This window comes from Bradyrhizobium tropiciagri, assembly GCF_018130505.1.
Classification (GTDB): Bacteria; Pseudomonadota; Alphaproteobacteria; order Rhizobiales; family Xanthobacteraceae; genus Bradyrhizobium; species Bradyrhizobium tropiciagri_B.
Genome location: NZ_JAFCKH010000004.1, coordinates 369,320 through 387,014, shown reverse-complemented (window position 1 = coordinate 387,014; position 17,695 = coordinate 369,320). Strand labels below are relative to the sequence as shown.

Genomic DNA, 17,695 nt, shown 5'->3' with positions numbered 1-17,695 from the left:
TTGAGACCCACCGGTCGTTACACTGGTCACGGACCGCCAGACCTCTACGCCGATTTGGGTAAATTGCGCGGACGGAAGAACGCTGAACCACGCATCGACACCAACCTGAGTGAAGACAGCATTGGGCTGTATGAGAGGCCACAATTCAACGCCGACTTGGGTGACGACGGCATCGGTCATGCGACGACCTTTGGTCCGATCTGCAAGGCGTTGACGGCTCCGACGGACCAGGGCGAACCGGTGTCCGGATCAACGGGCAGCACCTGCGATTGCCACTGATACGACGTGGTCAAGGTCAGTGTCGCACCGTCCTGAAAGGTGCCGCCGGATTTCAGACGAGTTGTCGCAGTTCTGGACCCTGCATCACTCTTCTTCAGCAGAGCGCGAGTGATGACCGCCACGATGGCCGTCGGGGTGCCAGGGATATCCGCAAGATCGTAGAGATCAACGTTGCCGGCTGCACTTCCGGACACATAGTCTGTGTCGCCATTCTGCTGCGGATCGTTCACCTGGGAGTAGTTTGCGGTCGCGATGGATAGACGCACCGAACTTGTTCCGCCCACTCCCGAACCTGTCGTCACCGTGGAAGGAAAATTGCCGGAAGCAGTAGCGTAGTTGAGCGCCTGCGCCTTGGTGGTCCCTCCGCTTGCGGTGTTAAGAACAGCGGCCGTATCGGTCCAGAAGGCGATCCAATACGAATTGCCATCAACCAACGCTGGAGGGGACGTAAACGCAAAGTCGTTGTCCCCGGTGACGGGGTTGATGACCTCGCTGGTCTGCGCGACCAACGTACCAGGGAGACCCGAAGTATCGGTGTAGAGCGCGCACTTCATCTTGCCGGTGAAGCCTGCGTTGAGCTTCGCAGTGATCTTGCTCGCCGTTCCACCGACCGCCGTTACCGCACTCGGCTGGAAATAGATGGTGTTCGCGTTAAGCGACTGTGTGTTGGCCGTCGAATTCGTTCCCACCACCGAAGTTACAGCACTGGGAACGAAATCTTTCTGGGCGGTGTCCGCGGTCGGCATCAACTGCATTGATCTCAACTGCCCGGGCCAGCTGGTCGGTGCTGCTCCGCTGGCGGAGTTGACGAACAAATCGTCGAGGCCCATGCCGCCAGACGAGGCGATGGATATCTTGTTTGCATACGCGTTCGCCGTACCGTTGCGGGTGTTCACCCCGGTCAACGTGTAATTGTTGGTGGGGTTACCGTCTTTGCGAAGTTCCACAGAGCCGGTCGTATCGTTGATGACCACTTTCACCTGATAATGCGCCCACAGGTTCTTCACCATGCCATGCGGCCACGTTCCGATGATGGTGCCGGTCGTGCCACCAGCGCGCACATAGAAATTGCCGTCATAGGCCCACTGCAAGGTGACTTGCGACCCCGCAGTTTCACCAAGGGTCACAAAGGCTCCCTGGCTGTTGGTGCCCGTGATGTTGTCGGAGAGAACAACCGCAAAGGCTAGATAGATGGTGCTTTCATTGCTGAACGCATTTGAAGAGATACTCGTCGACGATGATCCCATCGACCGGCCAACACCATACGGCGTGCCGGACGACAGGTTTGTGTTAGCCGTAGCCCACGAACCTCCAACCACGACCATGTCGGAATTGGAGCTGTAGAAATCGAAGCTGTCAGCAAGCAAAATGGCCATCTGGATCAGCTCGCATCATCGTCGAAATAGGAAATCGCGTAGTCGACCGTGTCGGTGTTGCCGACGTCGATCGAGAGTTTTTCCCCCGCGGCAGTCGCGAAAAGCCACGACGGCGCCTCTACGGCGAGATTGGCGCCGAACAGTGAGTTCAAGGCGGGCGCCTGGAGGCGCGTACGCCAGATTTCGGTTGCGGCGTTGCTCTTGAAGATCAGCGGGTTTGAATTCGTGCCGCTCGAAATCAGCGAATAGGCGATGACCTTGATCCGCTTTCCGGCAACAGCAGTGACAATGTCCGCATCCGCCGTAAGGCTGCCGGACACGCTCTTGATCGACTTGCTTCGTCCGGCCAGCGCGGCGACAACCGCGTCAAGCTTCACGTTCGATATGCCAACGAGCGTTTCCAGCCCATCGATGTAAGTCGCCAGAGCCGCGTTGTCGGTGTGCAGAACGTCCAGCTGGTCGGCCAGCGTCTTCAGCCGATCCTGCATCGTGTTCGCCGTCGGCTCCGGTGTGACCTCGCCGATCAGCGCCATCAGGTCGGCGATCTGGTTGATCGTGACCGGATCGCCGTTACCGTCCAGGACTGTGATGGGCATTTGTGGCGTTGCTCCCGCTATGTCCGCTTCCGGGCGGACAGGTAGAAGATCGTCCGGCGCACGCCGTCCGGCATCGGCCGCGAGATCTCGAACGTCTCTCCAGTCTTGAGACGAGTGACCCGGTCGCCGACCGTGGCAGGCCACGCCAGATTGGCGTTGTCGAACGACACCAGCGGCACCGAAGCGGAGATGCGCTGCGCGTTGTCCTCGGTGGCCGGCCCGCGCGTCGGCGGGAACATCGACTGCGACGGCGCCGCGTAGGCGCCGATCGCCGTGAACGTCGGCCGCGCCGGATCCGGCACCCGCGGCAGGTCGACATCCGGGCTCGCCATCGTGGCGACGAACTGAAACCCTTCTTTCTCGCCGAAGATCCGGTCGACGGCGGCCGACGTCATCGACGCGGCGATTTCGAAGGGTGAGGTCATGGCTGCCCGGCCGGAGAGAGAGCCTGGCGCGAGAGCTCGCGCCAGGCGGAGACGTCAGTTCGAGGTCATGCACTCGACGAGCGCCTCGGGCCGCTTGCACACCGCGAGGCAGTTCGACTGCGACTTGAGCTCGATACCCTCGCCATGCTTGAGGATTTCGGGCGAGATCCAGATGTCCTGACCAGGCTGGTTGACGACGCGCACGTCTTCCGCCGGCGCGTTCCAGGTCTCGAACATGTTCTGGGTGCCAGCCGGATAGGCGTAGCCATAGTTGGCGGGCACGAAGGGCGTCGAGACCGGCGGCTTGCCGACGGGCGCGGTGCCGTAATATTCGCGGAACAGGATCTGCTGGAACTCGAACACCCGGCCGAGCTGTCCGCCCGCCGGGTCGTACTTCGCCCGCGCCAGTTCGCTGGCCGCCTGCCAGTTGACCCAGAACTTCTCGACCTTGGCATGCTGCACGAACTTGCTGAAGAAGTTCGAGTCCACGATGACCTCCGGACGGGTCATCGTCTCGCCCTTCAGATTCGTTGCCATCGACTGGCGCAGCTCCTGGCACTTGGAGATGATGTCGGTGCCGGCGGTCCCGAGTGCGAAATCGATCGTCTTCTTGGTGACGCCGAAGAAGTCATAGAGATCGAGCAGCGTGTCGCCGTTGCCGTCCGTGATCACGCCTTTCAGCGCGCCCATTCGCACCCACTCCAGGGTCACGGAATGCTTCTGGCGAATGCTGAACAGGCGCTTTGCGACTTCGCTGTCGAGGGTCCGCGTCCCCTTCGACCGCCCGATGATTTCCACCATGTTCTGCAGGTCGCGCGGGGTGATCAGGTCGAGCATCGGAAAATGCGGGATCTCGACCCAGAACGATTTGCGCTGGCCGCGATCGTTCGCCGTGCCGGGCGCGCCGCGCTCCTTGGCGGCCAGCACGCGAATGGTGCCGTCCTCGATCGAGATCTCGACGAGGGTCGACACCGAACCCTCGGAGGGGAAGAGGCCCAGCGCATTGAGCAGGCCATAGTTGTTCGGGATGCGGTTGACTGCCGTGGAGAGCTGCAGCGAGGTGTAGGGAAAATTAATGACGTCGAGCGTGTCCGACATGGCCGGGGATCCTTTGAAGCCCGGCTATGCCGGGGAGCCTGGTTGAACGTAAGGGTGAACCGGCGCAGCGGACCGCGCCGGGCAAGAGCGATCAGGGCAGCTGGATGATGTGCTTCTTCTCGAGCTGATCGAGCGCGGCAGCTTTCTGGTTGTCGGTCGCGCCGGCGGGCCAGATCAGATAGTTCGGATCGATGGCAGCCAGCCGCTTCAGCGTGAGGATCGGCTGATCGGCGCCGCCGTCCTTCGCCACCTTCTTCGCCAGCGCGATCGCGTAGGCATTCTGGCTGCCATCGGTCGCGGCGAAATTGATCGGCACCACCTTGGCCGATCCGGCCGCGGCGGTGACGGTGATATCGGCCGCGTCGCCGACCGCGGCCGGGGTGCCGCCCGCGGTGATGGTGAACTTCAGCGCGTTGGTGAACGCAACGCCGGTCGTGCCCTCGCCGAGCTCGATGCCGTCCGGATCCTCGACCCGGAAGCGCGTCGCGGCGACGAAGGTCACGGTGTAGACGCCGAGCTTGGAGCCCGGCGCGACCTTCGGATTGGCGAACGCGTTGGTGAAGTTGCCGGTATTGCCGGCACGCGCGGCATAGGCGGCGTCGAGGGCGCCGAGGGTGATCTTGCCGAGCACGGTGCCGAAATCGGTAACGTTGTCGGAGCCACTGCCGGCGGCGAGAATGTCCTGCCCCTTGGAGATGACGTTGTCGACGACGTACTTCAGGACGTTGGTCTCGATACGCGGCTCGGTGGCCTTGAAGGTGGTCAGCATGATGGAAAGTCCTTTGAGCTGGGAATCGTTGAAACCGCGAGGCTGGGCAAATTTGCACAGCCTCACCGTGAGACTGGCCCGACTACGCCAGGCGCTTTTTCTGGGCAGCCACCATGCCGTCGACGGCGGCGTTGAGGCCGTCGCCCGGCTTGACCGGCTCGGTGCCGGGCTCGACCTGCGGATTCGGCACATTGCCTTCCAGCCGCGAAGTCTTCACGTCGCCGCCCTTCGGCGCCTTGCCGAGCATCGCGGTCGCCGCCTCCGCGGTCATGTCGGTGTCGAAGGCGAGATGCGCGGCGAGATCCTCGCGGCCCTTGGCATCGGCATGGACGAGGATCGCCTTGGCCCGGCCGCGCTCGGCCACTGTCGCATCGGCCTTGATCTTGATCACTTCGTTGCCGGCCTTGACGATGCCGGCCTTCTCGCCTTCCGCCAGCGCCGCGGTGATGGCGGAATCCAGCGCGGCACGCGACACGGAATCCTTGGAATCTGCGCTCAAACCGATAGCCGCGAGCACGGCGGCAATTCCGGACAATCCAGACATTTGCAACTCCTCTTGATGGCTCGCCGCGCGGGCCATTGGTGGTGGAAAAGCCGCTGAGAGACTCAGCGGATCAGCGAAACGAACTGCTCGAAGGCCTCGGAGGGACGCGCGACCTCGTCGGCCAGGCCGATCCGGACGGCCTCGTCTCCGGTGAAGGCGTCGGCCTCGGTGGCCAGCGCGGCGGCCTTGGTCATGCGGCTGCCGCGATAGCCGCCGACGGCCGCGGCGAACTGGTCGCGCATCCGGTCGAGGCGCGCCTGCATCTTCGCAAGAACGTCTTCCGAGAGCGGGCCGAACGAATGCCCGTCGCCCTTGTGCTTGCCACTGGCGACGATCGTGACCTTGGTGCCGGCCTTCTCGAGCCGGGCCGAATGGTCGAGATGCATCGTGATGGCGCCAATCGAGCCGGCGGCGCCCATGGCGGGAATGATGATCTGCCTCGCCGTCGAGGCGAGCAGATAGGCGGCCGAGAACGCGAAATCGTTGAGGATCGCGATCGTCGGCTTCTCGCGCGAGAGCTGCGCCATCATGTCGGCGGTGTCGAACACGCCGGCGCCCTCGCCTCCGAACGAATCCACCTCATAGGCCACGCCGCGCACCGACGGATCGCGGCGGATCGCCTGCACCTTGGTCTGCAGGCCCTGGTAGGACATCTCGCCGGACGATTGGCCTAGGAACGCGCCCTTGTGGATCAGCGTGCCCTCGATCGGCACCAGCGCGACCGGTCCGATCCGATCGAAGATGCGCCCGCCCTCGCCGGCCTTCTCATAGGCGCGGCCGAGGCGATCGCCGAGCGTGCCGAGACTGTCCGACACCCGGCCGCCCTCGAACGCGATGTGATTGAGCGGAACGGCGCCGGTGAACTCGACGCCGCCGTCGACGACACGGCCGCCCAGGCCGGTCAGGATCGCGGCCGCCTTGCCGGCGTCGATCAGCAGCGGCGTGTTGAACATCCGCGACGCGATATGCGGCATCAGCATCGTCATGCGTTCGCCCTCTTGTCCTGTTCGGGGTCGTTGCCGGCGTCGGAAGGATCGGCCAGAAGCCCGCTGCCCGCCGACAGCGTGCGGGTCAGCCGGCGATCGGCCAGCATCTCCTCCTCGTCCGCGATCTGATCGAGCGTGTCCTCAAGATCGCGGCCGAGGTCGGCGCATTCGTCCTCGAGCGTCGAGGTCATGTTGCCCATCCGAAGCGAGGCGCCCTGCGCTTCCTTGACCGGATCGACATAGCCGCGGCCGGGCCCGATCCAGCGGGCGCGCAGATAGGCGCCGGGCATGTCCCAGAAGTCGGGCGCGCCAGGCGGCGGCTTGATGTAGCCGCGGTCGAAGGCCTCCTCGAGCTGCGCATAGTGGATCGGCGCCACGACCTGGTCGACGAACACGGCGAACAGCATCTGGATGTGCCGCCAGACCTCGTTCAGCGCGGCGCGCGCGCTGGAATAGTTGATGCTCTCCCAGTCGCCGGACAGCTGCTGGTAGGAAATGCCGAGCGCCGCAGCGATCGACTGCAGGAACGCCTTCTGGAAATCGTTGAAGGCCGTGGTCTGGCGCGGCGACGAGTTGATCTGGATCTCGTCACCGATCGGCATGACCGGGATGCGCACGCCGCCGACATGCGCGGGATTCTTGGTCCAATAGTCGAGCCGTTTGCCCTCCATCGTCAGGACGGTCTGCGGCGTAAAGGCCGCGGTCGCCTCGCCGACGGGGAGCGACGACTTCACAAACGCGGCGAACAGCGCGTTCACGGTCGCCGAGGCAAGCTCGGTATCCGAGAACTTGCCGATCATGTGCAGCCGCTTCACCAACGCCGCGAACGGCGTCATGGCGCGCGCCTGGTCCTCGCGCTCCGGCTCGAAGCCGTGGATCAGCACCGGCCGGCCGCTCGGCGTGCGGAACGGAATCCGCGTCCAGGTCATCGGCGGCGGCACGATGTACCAATCGGCCGGGTGCCCGTTGCGGATATGGCCGGCGATCGGCGCGCCGTCTTCGTCGAACTCGATGCCGCCGCGCAGCTTCTGCGTGGTCGGAAGGCCGTTCGGGTTGGACAGCCGGTCCGGATCGATGGCCAGCACACAGGTCGAATAGCGCCCGCCGGGCTTCCACTTCAGGCAGGACGTCGTCTCGTTCATGGTCGCGAAGGTGCGCGCCAGCAGGCGGAAGATGCCGTTGATCGTCAGCCGGCGCTGCGCATCGCAGCGCCGCTGCGGATCGTTGCCGAACTGGTACCACTCGGACTCGATCGAGCCGGCGAGATCGCGCAGGATCTTGCGGTGCGCCTTGTCGGTGCGGTCGAGACCGAGCGCGCGGGCGTCCGGCTTCGATGACAGCGTTAGCTTGGCGCCGACCAGCATCTCGACCAGGCGCGAGACGCCCGACTGCGCGGTCGGATCGTTGCGCACAACGTCGCGGGTACGCGCGACCGTGAGATCGCGGTTCGGCAGGACGGCGGAATCCGCCGACGTCGGCGCCGGCATCCAGGCGGCGAACTCCTGCCCGCGCCAGCCGCCGGCGCGATAGGCCGGATCGGGCGCATCGCCCTGCCCCTGCCGGATCGCAGCGATGCGTTCGGGCGGAACCGGCGAGCCGGTACTGTCGAAAACGGCGAGACGGGTCATGCGATCTTTCAGTTGAGCAGCGAGCGCTTCAGCTTGGCCATGGCCTCGTCCGGCGAAGCGCCGAACTCGAACCAGACGTCGCCCGGCTCACGCAGGGGATCGCCGTTGACGAACGGCTCCTTCTTCGCCATCGCGATGAAGTCGCCGCCGGCGTGAGATGCGTGCACGTGGAAGTGCCAGCCCTCCATCAGAACACGATCCCCATGGCACCGCGGACCGGCAGGCCCGCGATCCGCGCCTCGAGCTCGGCGACGTAGGCGCGCAGTTGGTTGATGTTGGCCTGCCCGAACTTCGTCTTCTGACCTTGCCACTCGCACTCGACGACGGCTTCGCCGATCATCAGCCGATGCAGCGCGGCCTTGGCCTGGTCGAGCATCTCCTGGTCGGTCATCAAATCCCCCGGTTCATCTCGGCGAGCCGCGCCCACGGATCGTTCGGCGGCGGCGGCTCGATCGGCAGTTCACCCGTCACCATGTCGGCCCCGCGCTGAAACGCACGCGGTGAGAACAGGTCCGGCTTGCGCAGATCCTCCGGAATGCCGCGCTCGCTGGCGAGCAGCGCCCAGTCATCCGCCGTGAAGCTCGCGAAATACGCGTCGAGCGAGGCCATGTTGTAGATGCGGGTGTCGAGCCAGTGGTTATCGAGCCCCTTGCTGCGCGGCTCCCAGACTTGCTGCTTGCGCCCGCGCGACATCTTCTGATCGACGAGGTGCTCGCTCGTGATCTGCTTGAAGTACGCCTCTTCCTGAAACAGCCCGAAATGGCAGTAGCCGACCGGGTAGATCACCGAGGAGCCGTCCGCCTTCACGGCGAGGTTCACATAGGCGTAGAACGTGCTCTTCAGCGGCCATGTGCCGACGAAGCGGACCGTCGAGCCGCCCCTGATGACCTTGCCGCGGTAGTCGATGTCCTGCGGCTGCGCCGCCGACAGCGGCGGCCGGCCCCATCCATCGCGGCCGATCACCGCTTGCGTGCCCGGATGCATCCGCGTCCACGTCTTGACGGCGCCGGTGTTGTAGTTGGCGTCGACAGAGAACGTATCCGGCCGCCGCTTGTTGCCGTACGCATCCGGCCAGGAGCGATGGTAGAGCTTGGTCAGCTCGATGAACGCGCCATCGTCGTGATCTGTCGTTGTGCCCGGCAGAAAATCGGCGTCGATGACCCAGCTTTCGCGGTTCGGCGCGACGGCCAGGGCTTCGTAATAGATCCCGGTCTTCTGCACGTCGGCCGCGATCGCCAGCAGCAGTGCGCCCGGCGGGATGTGGCCGCGGCGGTAGTCCTCGCGCCGCTCGAACAGCCGCATGTGGTCCGGCGCATCGCCGCGGAAGCGGTAGGCCCGGCCCATTTTGAGGGTCGAGAAGTCCTTTTTCGCGGTCTCGCTCTTGCGCGAGCCGATATAGTCCTCGGCGATCGCCTCATAGCTCATCATCAGCGAGATGAAGGCGTCGATGTGGAAGCTCGGCTGACGCGCGAGCTCGTCGAGCACCTCGGCGACCCATTTTCCGGCCCGCACCGCGTCGACACGCTCGCTCTCGGTGACGTGATGGCCGCAATCGCAGCGATAGACCGACAGATGCGGCCGCTTTTCGTCGATCAGGAACTGCTCGAACCGGTGCACGAAGAATTTCCGGCACTCCGGGCACAGGCAATTCCAGTATCGCTGATCGCCTCGCTCGAACTTCAGCGTGATCCGGCAGTGGCCCTCGGTTTCGCCGCTCGGATCGCCGGTGTCGATCTCCGGCGTCGAGATATTCAGGATCTTGAAGTTCTTTCGCCGGCGGAACGCGGTGAAGCGACCCTTGAACAGCGTATCCGGATCGCCAAAGCCCGGAATGTTCTGCCACTTCGAGAATTCGTCGCGCACGCCCTTCTTCGCGGTCTTGCCGCTCATGTCCATGACGGAATGAGCGTTGGCGAGCCACAGCCGGCCGCCCGCGAACACCTTTTCGAACGTCGTCGAGCCCGCCATCGTCCGTGCCAGCGGATAGATCACCGGCGGCTTGTTGCTGCCGATGCCGTCGCGCCTGGTGTGCTTCTGCCAGGCATCGATCATCGGCTGCAGTTTTGCGTTGTTCAGGTCACGCAAAAACTCGATGCCGGGCGTGGCGTAGAGCGTGTTCGCCGGTTCGCAGTCGGCGATGTAGAGACACCATGCGAGCGCAAGGATCGAGGCGCCCGATTGCTCGGATTTCCTGAGGCTCACCTCCGTACAGGGGTGGTCGTCACTCAGGCAGTGAGCGATCTCCAGCAAATACGGCGCGCCGTCGGCATTCCAGAGCTCGCCGGCGTTGGGCCCGTCGACCAGCTTGATGTTTCGCGGCAGCCAGTCGGCGAAGGAGATCTCCTCGCGCGGCGACAGCGCCGCATCGAACACCGCCGCAAGCCGGTCATACGCTGTCTGCAGGAACTGGATCGTCATGACTGAGCGGCATCTCCGCCTGGACGGCCACACCGGCCGCAGCAGACGCCGCCCGGGCACGCACCGCGATCGCCATATCCCTCATTGCCCGCACGATCGCCTCGCGCTGGGCCCGAACGGTCCGTTTGAGCGCGGCGCGCATACCGTTTTCGCCTTCCCTCACCGCGATCGCCGTCAGCTCGCTGTCGCGCGCCTGCAGACTGTCGACGATATCGGCGATACGGCTCGCCGCTTCGTCGGCCACCGCGTCGAATTCGGCGATCGGCAGCAGGTTGCCGCGCGCGCGCTCGAGCTCGAGGAACTTCAGATCCGCGGCGTAGGCCTTCTCGCGGGTCTGTTCGTCGCGGAGCCGGCCGTCGACCGTCGCCCTGGGCGCGCTCGGCGCCGTGGTCCGCCCCGCATCGGCCGCTTTGGTCGCGGCGCCGAGCTCGCGGGCACCATCACCGACCTCTCCGACCGCGATATCGTATTCGGCGACGTTGATCAGCTTGGCCTTGCCCGGACCAGGCTTCACCCTGACGCGCTGCTCGGCGACGAGCCGCTTCAGTTTCTCCGAGATCGTCGACTTTCGGACGCCCTTGCGCTCCGCCAGCTCCGTCACCGAGAGCCACAACCCCTCATCCGGCGGCGCTGCCGCGCCTTGTTCGGCGTGTTCGGTCATGGGGCGTTCGGATGTTCGGCGTGTTCGGTCAGTTTTCAACCCCGTTTAACTGGCGAACCCCCGGGGCCGTTTCTGGCCGCGGGGGTGGGGGTGGCGGGAAGGACCCGCCCGCCCTCAAGCGTCTCACCCACGCCCATCGCCCCATGTATTGCTCGCCGAGAGGCCGCACGTTCAGCCCGCGAGGATGCGTGACAGTTCGTGCTCGAGGCGCGGCGCGAGGTCGGACTGCAGCACGCCGTAGAACGCGGCCTCGGACTGCCCCTTGACCATCTCCTCCGGGATGAACAGTCCGGACTTGACGCCGTGCAGCGGCAAGCGCCTTGACCCTGCGCGCTGCATCACCTGCCCGCCCATCCCGAGCGGCTTGCGGTTGGGAAACCGCCCGCCCTTCATGAACGTCCCGGGATAGATACGCCGGGCATTCCATGGTGCGGCGCTGACACCCTTGCGGGTCTCGCGTGCACGGAAGAACTTCAGGCGGATGTTCCCACCGTGCGACTTGATGATGTAGCCGAGGCCAGCCGATGATCCCTTCACCGCACGGACCAGCGTCCCACGCTTCAGGCCGGTCTGGTCGACGAGCGCCGAGCGCATCGCCGACGTCGCCTTGCCGCCGGTATGCTTGACGGCCAGGCGCAACACATCGGGAGCCAGCTTCTGCGCGCGATGCATCACGTCGGACACGTGCCGGATCGATGAGAGATCGTATTTGATCTCGATCCCGCTCATCGGCGGATCAACCGCAAGCGCGCGGCCGCGATCGACTGCCGCAGCATGGCTGCGGTATCCTCGGCGCTCGACTTCACGACGAAGTCGATATTCCTGACCACATCTTCCGTCTTTCCGACGCTGGCACTCTTCACGATCCGGACGATCGCCTCGCGCCGTTCGTTGCAACGACAAGCCATCTAGACCGTCCCGGGAAAAAAGCCGCGCGGCCCGGATCGCCGCGCGGCGTCAAGTTCAACAGCGAAGTAAGGTGGCCACGCTCAGGAGAAATGGTCACCTGACCAACTACAAAAGCAAAAGCCCCGGACGATGCCGGGGCTTTGAATATTGCAGGCTTCGCACTCTGCGTGGCCAACAGGGTGGCTGCAGGGGTGGCTGGTGGGGTGGCTACGCTTTGGCGACTTGCCAGTGCTCGAGTTCGACAGGCGTTGCCCGTCCGAAGATTTGTACGGCTACCTTGATTCTCGAACTGGCGTCCAGCTTCTCGATCGGAAGGTCCACCGCTTGTTCGACGACACCGGGGAATGACGCGAACGGGCCATGGGTGACGATCACCTTCTCACCGAGCGCGAAGAAGTAGCGCAGCGTCTCGGTCGTGGCGATCGGCTTGCCGCATCGCTCGCGCACGCGGGCGATCGCGTCGTCGGGCATCCATACCGGCATGCCGCCATGGCACATCAGCCCGCCGACACCCGCAAACTCAAAGGCGTCCCGCCAGCCCAGCGACCGGATGTCGAACCGGGTGAAGACATAGCGCGGGAAGATCGCGACGTCGTGCGGCTGCATCACCGTGAGACCCGACCGGCGCTGCACCGCAGACATGCGGCGCCGTGGCATCGGTTTCATCTGCACCACGGTCGGATAGTAGGTTTCGATCTTGTGCCGTTCGAACGCATCGAGCGCCTGCCGATCCGTGCCACGGATGCACTGGACGATGTACCATTTCGGTCCCGCCGCCTCGCGCTCCCGCGCGCGCTCGGCCGCACGCTCCTCGGCGTAGATCCTGCGCTGCTCGGCTTCCTTATCGACCGGCGTTTTCATGAGCATTGCTTCCTGCCTCGCTGTTCACTGGAAATCGCTGAAGTCCTGTTCCGTCATCAGGCTGTCCGGCGGCCCGGCCGCCGACAGGTTGCCGTCCTTGCGCGGCGGCCACGGCCAGGGCGCCTGCGAGCCCTCCGCCATGCGTTGGCGGACCTGAACCGTCACCGCATCGGAGATCAGCCCTTCCCACGCCGCGGCCTGCTGACGCTCCAGCCGCACCCACTCCGACCGCTGTGGCGCATCGGCGAGCGCGAGCAGTCGCGGCGAGATCGGCCGGGGGTAGTTGATCGCGCCGTTGCGCAGCATGAATTGCCGGAGGAAGTCGCCCTTGCCGGCGATCTCGTACAGCGCGGTGAGCGCTTTGCCCTCACGGCTGGCGAGCGGAAACGCCATCGAGGCCGACACGGCCGCGCCGCTTGCGTTCGGCGTGTACCGAAGCCACTGCGACCAGCCGGCGATGTCGCGGAGGAACGATTGCGCGCTCTGCGGCGATGGCGCTTTCGGGTGCGCCTTGAGCCAGGCCCAGTAGCCCTTCGCTGCGGCGACCCCTTCCGACCGCTTCACGGTCGCGATGTGGTCCCATGCGCTGCGTGCCAGTGCCATCTTCGGGATCGGCTCGCCCCATGCGGTGACGAACTCATCCCAAAGCTGATCCGGCACGCTCGTCCCCCCGGAGGGGGGTAAGGGGGGAGTTTTGGAATCTAGTATGGAATCCTTATGCATTCCCACGATTGGGAATGGGCCAGTCCCACCCGTGGGACCAGTCTCACCATGAGACTGGCGCGAAACGTCGACGCTCGGCGCGTCTACGCTGCTGATTTCGCTGCCGAAATCCTCATCGTCCACAGCCTCATCGTCGCCAGTCTCACCATGAGACTGGTCCCGCCCATGGGAATGAGAGGCCTCGATCTCGTCGATATCGTAGCGCGCCTCGAGGTCGAGGCGGATGGTCGGGCGCTTCTGTCCGTCGGCCAGCACCACCATCGAGCGCTTGCACAAGCCGAGCTCGATCAGCGTGTTGATGTGACGGAACAGACTCGATTTCGACAGGCGCGTGCGGTCGACGAGATACTTCCACCAATGCTCGCGGCCGGGCCATTCGGCGAATGCGACGCCGCTCGGATCGGCGCAGTTCGCCAGCACCAGCAGGATCAGCTGCTCGTGCGGCAGCTTCATCCGCTGCCGGCTGGCCCAGGTGACAGCCTCCCAGCTCATGAGAGCACCTGTGCACAAGTCGGAAAACGAGGAGAAACGAAGGTCCGCGCGCCCTCGCGAGGCGACGAAGTCGCCCGGAAACGGCAGGATCGGACTGTGGAGAAGTCTTGGGTCATTTCCCCCTCTGCAAATACATCTCGGCCAGCTTCTTCAGGCGGGATTCATCGGACGCGACGGCTTGCACGCCGCGGCCAGGATCGAGGATGCCGAAGGCCTGCGACGCCTTCAGGCCGTGCAGCTCGGCGATCAGCGGGTCGGAGCCGCCGTTGGTGATGACGTAGAATTCGTCGATCGGATCAAGGCGCGCGTGCGGGCGCAGGCGGCCGCGCAGCTGCTCGTGGACCTTCGGCGACCAATCGAGCTCGCCGTGCACCACGGTCTTGCAGCGGTGCTGCAGGCCGTCGAGGCCGGCACCGGAGCGCAGCGACATGATGATGCAGTCGCTCTTGCCTTCCATGAAGGCCTTTTTGACCGCGTCCTTCTGCTTCACCGTCTCGCTGCCGGTGTAGAGCAGCGGATTGAACGGCGCGAGCTCGCGCAGCCAGATGTCGTAGACGTCGCGGTGCCAGCCGCCGAGGATGATCGGCGTGCCGGCCTCCAGCAGCAGCCGACAGAACGCGGCGACGTGCACGGCCTTGGCGACGCCGGTGGTGTGGCGCGCCATCATGTCGAGCTCGCGCGCTGCCTGCCCGCGCTGGGTGAAGCTGCCGGACAGCACCTTGATCGCCAGCTGCCGCGCCAGCTCCTCATCGGCTGCGGCCGCCTCGGCGTCGTACGGCACCTCATGGATGATGCGGTTCGGCGGCGGTCCCTTGCCGACCTCGCGCAGGATGAAGTTGAGATCCCGCAGGTGCGCGCCGAGCGCGACCGGATCCTTGACGATCATCTTGCTGTCGTCGTCGAACCGGCACCACTCGCGCACGAACTCCTCGCGCGTGCCCAGAATGCCCGGCTCGATGATGTCGCAGATGTTGAACATCTCGCCGCCGTAGTTGAACACCGGCGTCGCCGACAGGCCGATGCGCAGGCCTGCGTTATTGGCGAACACCGCGGCGGCATCGCCCTTGCCGGTGCCGCGGCCGTGGCGCAGCTCCTGCACCTCGTCGAAGACGGCCGAGCGAAAGCGCCCGGTGTCGGCGATATCGACCCATCCGAAGATGTTCGAATATTTGAAGATGTAGCAGTCCCGCACCGGCAGCACGTACGGCGTCGTGCCGGTGATCACATGCGCCGACAGCGTGGTGAACTTCTTGATGAACTCGTCTTCCCACTGGTTGGCGACGTGCGGCTGCACGATGATCGCGCAGGGCAGGAATTCCGGGTCCATCACGGCAGCGAGCGCCGCCAGCGTCTTGCCGAGGCCGACGTCGTCGGCAACCATCAGCCGGCCGAGCCGCCGCGCGATCTCGACGGCCCGCGCCTGGTTTGGCCGCAGCTCGAAGCCGTCCCTGAGCCGCGCCGGTACGGTCTGCGGCTTCCAGTCGCCGCGCATGATCTGCTCGAGCTCGATGCGCGACTGCTCGAAGCGCAGCCGTCCCTCGCTGAGGCGCTGGCGATCGGCCGCGGAGACCTGCAGCGGATAACGCGCCATGAACCATTCAAGTTCGGCGCGGCCCTCGTCATTGTCGGCGAAGTGGAACGCACCGACCTGCGTCGGGTTAATGCGCGGGAAGACACGCTTGATCCTGATCGCGACCTGCGGCTCCAGCTCCTGGATCACCCAGACGTTGCCGAACAGGTTCAGTTTGCCGTAGGTCCGCTCCCGCGCATCCTCGTCGCGCCAGGCGAGCCGCGACGCCGCGGCGAGGAATTCATCATCCTGCACCAGCGCGCTCACAGCCATGCCCTCCCCAGCGGCAGGACATGGGCGGGCTTGCCGCCGATCGTCTCCGGCAGACCCATGTAGACGGCGGTCGCGAGGATGATCTCCTCGACCGCGTCATGGGCGCAGTAGCGCTCCAGCTGGCGGAAGATCGCGCGGCGGCTGCCGCCGATCTTGACCTCGATCGCGACGCCGGGCGCCGTGCCCTTCTGCAGGCTCAAGCCCGGGCGGAGCACCATGAAGTCGACGATATCGCCACCGCCGAGGTCGACCTCGCGTTGGTGCGGCAGGTCGCAGGACATCAGCACCTTCGCGATCTCGACCTGCAGGGCCTTTTCGTCGGTGAGCGGCATCCGGTAGCGCGACAAGACCTCGAGGATCCGGTGCGAAGGACCGTTCATGTCCGATCCTCCCCGCGCGCCGGCGCCGGTTCGCCGAGCACGTCGCGCAGCGTCCGCTCGACGAAATCGAGCGCATCATTCCAGCCGCGCGGGTGCGCGTACTGCTGGCCGCGCTCGACCGGCTGACGGTTCGAGGCCAAGCGGCAGCGGAAGTTAGTGAGTTGGTCGGGGGTCACGCAGCCGCCTCGACAACCGCACTGCGATTGTGCAACCTAGTCGAATGCAACCTCCTGCCACGCACACGATTTACGAGATTCTGAAGGATTTCCAGCCCGCTCTGGCAGCGTTGATCGCGCTCGCCGCGGCGGGAATTGCCTATCTGGGTGCAACACATAAAGCTCGATCGGACGCGAAGATCGCACTTCGCGAGCATCAGCGTGCAATGTTGGGCGACCGCCTTCGACTTCGATATGAGGTCGGTCGCATCATGCTGGCCCTCAAGCACCTCGAAGAGAGCGCCGACAAAGTCCAACTCGTGTTGCAGAACCCTAATCGATCGCCGGTGGACGAAGCTGTGATCAAGCTTTATGAAACTGAGCTTGACACCACACCAGAGCTGGACTGCGCCTGGAACAAGCTTCAAAACTATTCGGAAGAGACCGCGAACGATATCGATTTGCTTCGGCGTCGACTGTTCGCAATCAAACTGGGTCTCAGAGTGGATTTTGCAAGTTTCAGCACCACACCTGATGAGGCAGCGAAGTTTGCAGTAGACGGTAGGGAACCGGCACAGCGATTGCTCCAAACCTTGTCGCGCGAAATTCGGAAAATGCATTCTTAGGCCGCTGCTTACCATCACAGCATCCCCAGCGCCTGCATGTAGGTCTCGAGGATCGTCTCCTGCTCCTGCCGCTCGTTGACGTCCATCTTGCGCAGCCGGACCACGGTGCGCAGGGCCTTGACGTCGAAGCCGTTGCCCTTCGCTTCTGCGTAAACGTCGCGGATGTCGTCAGCGGCCTGTTTCTTCTCCTCCTCCAGCCGCTCGATCCGTTCGATGATCGATTTCAGCTGATCCTTGGCGAAGCGGGTCGACGGTTGTTCTGTCATGGCAGCAGGTTCCGTGCGCGCGAGCATGGCGCGGTCTCCGAGGTTGACGGTTACAGGGGACGCGAGGGACGCTACAAAACAGGATCAGATCGGGTCATGCGTACTCGGCTGTAGCGCAACGTGATGATCTCCTCGCGTCGCGCAACGCATCAGGGCGCCGACCCCGCCATCAAATCGAAAGAGCAGCGGGCCGGGCGTCGCGGTCTCAAAGGCGATCTCGACGTTTGGCAGCGACAGCAGTTGCCGGACATACTTCAGCGCGAAGATCGCGCCTGCAAAGTCGACGGACACGGTCCGCTCCGGGTCGATCGATCCACGGCCGCCGCAGGCTTCGCACTGGCATTCACACCTTGGACAATCGTGCTCGGTGCCGCGCCCCTCGCAGGCGTTGCACTCTTGAGCCGGCATTTTCGCTGCCAGCACGATTGTGCCGACCGGCGCAAAGGTTGCCGCGTCCAACCCAATGAGAACCTTTTCAGCAGCTATCTTGTCGTCGATCGGCGCGCTGTCCAGGCGATCCACGCGGATCAGGATATGGCCATCCGTCGCGTAGGTGTAAGCCCCGCGCGTGAACGGGCTTTGCAGAACAATCCGACGCTGTTCCGGTCCGGCACAAAAGGACTGAATGTCGACCGCCGCGGTTGCCTGATTCATATTCAT

The 17,695-nt window shown here is 64.6% G+C and carries 22 protein-coding genes; 1 reads left to right on the top strand and 21 read right to left on the bottom strand.

The features are described 5' to 3' along the window. Positions 1-176: 176 nt before the first annotated feature. The 19 genes from JQ633_RS12565 to JQ633_RS12475 form a co-directional block, all read right to left on the bottom strand. Positions 177-1,655 (bottom strand): hypothetical protein, encoded by a 1,479-nt coding sequence (locus JQ633_RS12565; RefSeq protein ID WP_211985328.1) that lies wholly within the window; start codon positions 1,653-1,655, stop codon positions 177-179. Between the two features lie 5 nt (positions 1,656-1,660). Further along, positions 1,661-2,251: a hypothetical protein gene (locus tag JQ633_RS12560; RefSeq protein ID WP_211985327.1), complete on the bottom strand. Its 591-nt coding sequence runs from the start codon at positions 2,249-2,251 to the stop codon at positions 1,661-1,663. A gap of 17 nt (positions 2,252-2,268) precedes the next feature. Further along, positions 2,269-2,676, bottom strand: coding sequence for a hypothetical protein (locus JQ633_RS12555; RefSeq protein WP_211985326.1), 408 nt, complete (start codon positions 2,674-2,676; stop codon positions 2,269-2,271). Between the two features lie 54 nt (positions 2,677-2,730). Further along, positions 2,731-3,774 carry a major capsid protein gene (locus JQ633_RS12550; RefSeq protein ID WP_211985325.1) on the bottom strand — a complete coding sequence of 348 codons (1,044 nt, stop codon included), beginning with the start codon at positions 3,772-3,774 and terminating at the stop codon, positions 2,731-2,733. 91 nt (positions 3,775-3,865) lie between these two features. Continuing rightward, positions 3,866-4,543, bottom strand: a complete 678-nt coding sequence (locus JQ633_RS12545) for a head decoration protein (RefSeq protein WP_211985324.1) — start codon at positions 4,541-4,543, stop codon at positions 3,866-3,868. 82 nt (positions 4,544-4,625) lie between these two features. Next, positions 4,626-5,087, bottom strand: a complete 462-nt coding sequence (locus JQ633_RS12540; RefSeq protein WP_211985323.1) for a hypothetical protein — start codon at positions 5,085-5,087, stop codon at positions 4,626-4,628. Positions 5,088-5,149: 62 nt separating this feature from the next. Next, positions 5,150-6,073, bottom strand: coding sequence for a S49 family peptidase (locus JQ633_RS12535; RefSeq protein WP_211985322.1), 924 nt, complete (start codon positions 6,071-6,073; stop codon positions 5,150-5,152). After that, positions 6,070-7,701 (bottom strand): phage portal protein, encoded by a 1,632-nt coding sequence (locus JQ633_RS12530; protein ID WP_211985321.1) that lies wholly within the window; start codon positions 7,699-7,701, stop codon positions 6,070-6,072. The genes JQ633_RS12535 and JQ633_RS12530 overlap by 4 nt, the downstream gene beginning before the upstream one ends. A gap of 8 nt (positions 7,702-7,709) precedes the next feature. After that, positions 7,710-7,889 (bottom strand): hypothetical protein, encoded by a 180-nt coding sequence (locus JQ633_RS12525; protein WP_211985320.1) that lies wholly within the window; start codon positions 7,887-7,889, stop codon positions 7,710-7,712. Next, positions 7,889-8,092 carry a gpW family head-tail joining protein gene (gpW, locus tag JQ633_RS12520; RefSeq protein ID WP_211985319.1) on the bottom strand — a complete coding sequence of 68 codons (204 nt, stop codon included), beginning with the start codon at positions 8,090-8,092 and terminating at the stop codon, positions 7,889-7,891. The genes JQ633_RS12525 and gpW overlap by 1 nt, the downstream gene beginning before the upstream one ends. Then, positions 8,092-10,119, bottom strand: coding sequence for a terminase gpA endonuclease subunit (locus tag JQ633_RS12515; RefSeq protein ID WP_211985318.1), 2,028 nt, complete (start codon positions 10,117-10,119; stop codon positions 8,092-8,094). The genes gpW and JQ633_RS12515 overlap by 1 nt, the downstream gene beginning before the upstream one ends. Next, the gene (locus tag JQ633_RS12510; RefSeq protein ID WP_211985317.1) at positions 10,088-10,780 is read right to left on the bottom strand and encodes a hypothetical protein; all 693 of its coding nucleotides are present in this window, start codon (positions 10,778-10,780) and stop codon (positions 10,088-10,090) included. Before JQ633_RS12510 ends, JQ633_RS12515 begins: the two co-directional genes overlap by 32 nt. 171 nt (positions 10,781-10,951) lie before the next feature. Further along, positions 10,952-11,509 (bottom strand): hypothetical protein, encoded by a 558-nt coding sequence (locus JQ633_RS12505; RefSeq protein WP_211985316.1) that lies wholly within the window; start codon positions 11,507-11,509, stop codon positions 10,952-10,954. Next, positions 11,506-11,688, bottom strand: coding sequence for a hypothetical protein (locus JQ633_RS12500; protein WP_211985315.1), 183 nt, complete (start codon positions 11,686-11,688; stop codon positions 11,506-11,508). The genes JQ633_RS12505 and JQ633_RS12500 overlap by 4 nt, the downstream gene beginning before the upstream one ends. A gap of 208 nt (positions 11,689-11,896) precedes the next feature. Then, a complete protein-coding gene (nusG, locus tag JQ633_RS12495) occupies positions 11,897-12,550 on the bottom strand; it encodes a transcription termination/antitermination protein NusG (protein ID WP_211985314.1) in 654 nt (217 codons plus the stop codon). A gap of 24 nt (positions 12,551-12,574) precedes the next feature. Beyond that, positions 12,575-13,765, bottom strand: coding sequence for a hypothetical protein (locus JQ633_RS12490; protein ID WP_211985313.1), 1,191 nt, complete (start codon positions 13,763-13,765; stop codon positions 12,575-12,577). 112 nt (positions 13,766-13,877) lie between these two features. Then, positions 13,878-15,608: an SNF2-related protein gene (locus tag JQ633_RS12485; protein WP_211985312.1), complete on the bottom strand. Its 1,731-nt coding sequence runs from the start codon at positions 15,606-15,608 to the stop codon at positions 13,878-13,880. After that, the gene (locus JQ633_RS12480) at positions 15,599-15,988 is read right to left on the bottom strand and encodes a hypothetical protein (RefSeq protein ID WP_211985311.1); all 390 of its coding nucleotides are present in this window, start codon (positions 15,986-15,988) and stop codon (positions 15,599-15,601) included. Before JQ633_RS12480 ends, JQ633_RS12485 begins: the two co-directional genes overlap by 10 nt. Further along, positions 15,985-16,164 carry a hypothetical protein gene (locus JQ633_RS12475; protein WP_211985310.1) on the bottom strand — a complete coding sequence of 60 codons (180 nt, stop codon included), beginning with the start codon at positions 16,162-16,164 and terminating at the stop codon, positions 15,985-15,987. Before JQ633_RS12475 ends, JQ633_RS12480 begins: the two co-directional genes overlap by 4 nt. A gap of 44 nt (positions 16,165-16,208) precedes the next feature. Here JQ633_RS12475 and JQ633_RS12470 point away from each other — a divergent pair, with 44 nt between their 5' ends. Beyond that, positions 16,209-16,769: a hypothetical protein gene (locus tag JQ633_RS12470; RefSeq protein ID WP_211985309.1), complete on the top strand. Its 561-nt coding sequence runs from the start codon at positions 16,209-16,211 to the stop codon at positions 16,767-16,769. Between the two features lie 14 nt (positions 16,770-16,783). Here the strand turns inward: JQ633_RS12470 and JQ633_RS12465 are convergent, their stop codons facing one another. Both JQ633_RS12465 and JQ633_RS12460 read right to left on the bottom strand, forming a co-directional pair. Then, on the bottom strand, positions 16,784-17,035 hold the full coding sequence (locus JQ633_RS12465) for a DUF2312 domain-containing protein (RefSeq protein ID WP_433995648.1): 252 nt from the start codon (positions 17,033-17,035) through the stop codon (positions 16,784-16,786). An 84-nt stretch (positions 17,036-17,119) separates the two neighbouring features. Then, positions 17,120-17,689, bottom strand: coding sequence for a hypothetical protein (locus tag JQ633_RS12460; protein WP_211985307.1), 570 nt, complete (start codon positions 17,687-17,689; stop codon positions 17,120-17,122). Positions 17,690-17,695: the final 6 nt, after the last annotated feature.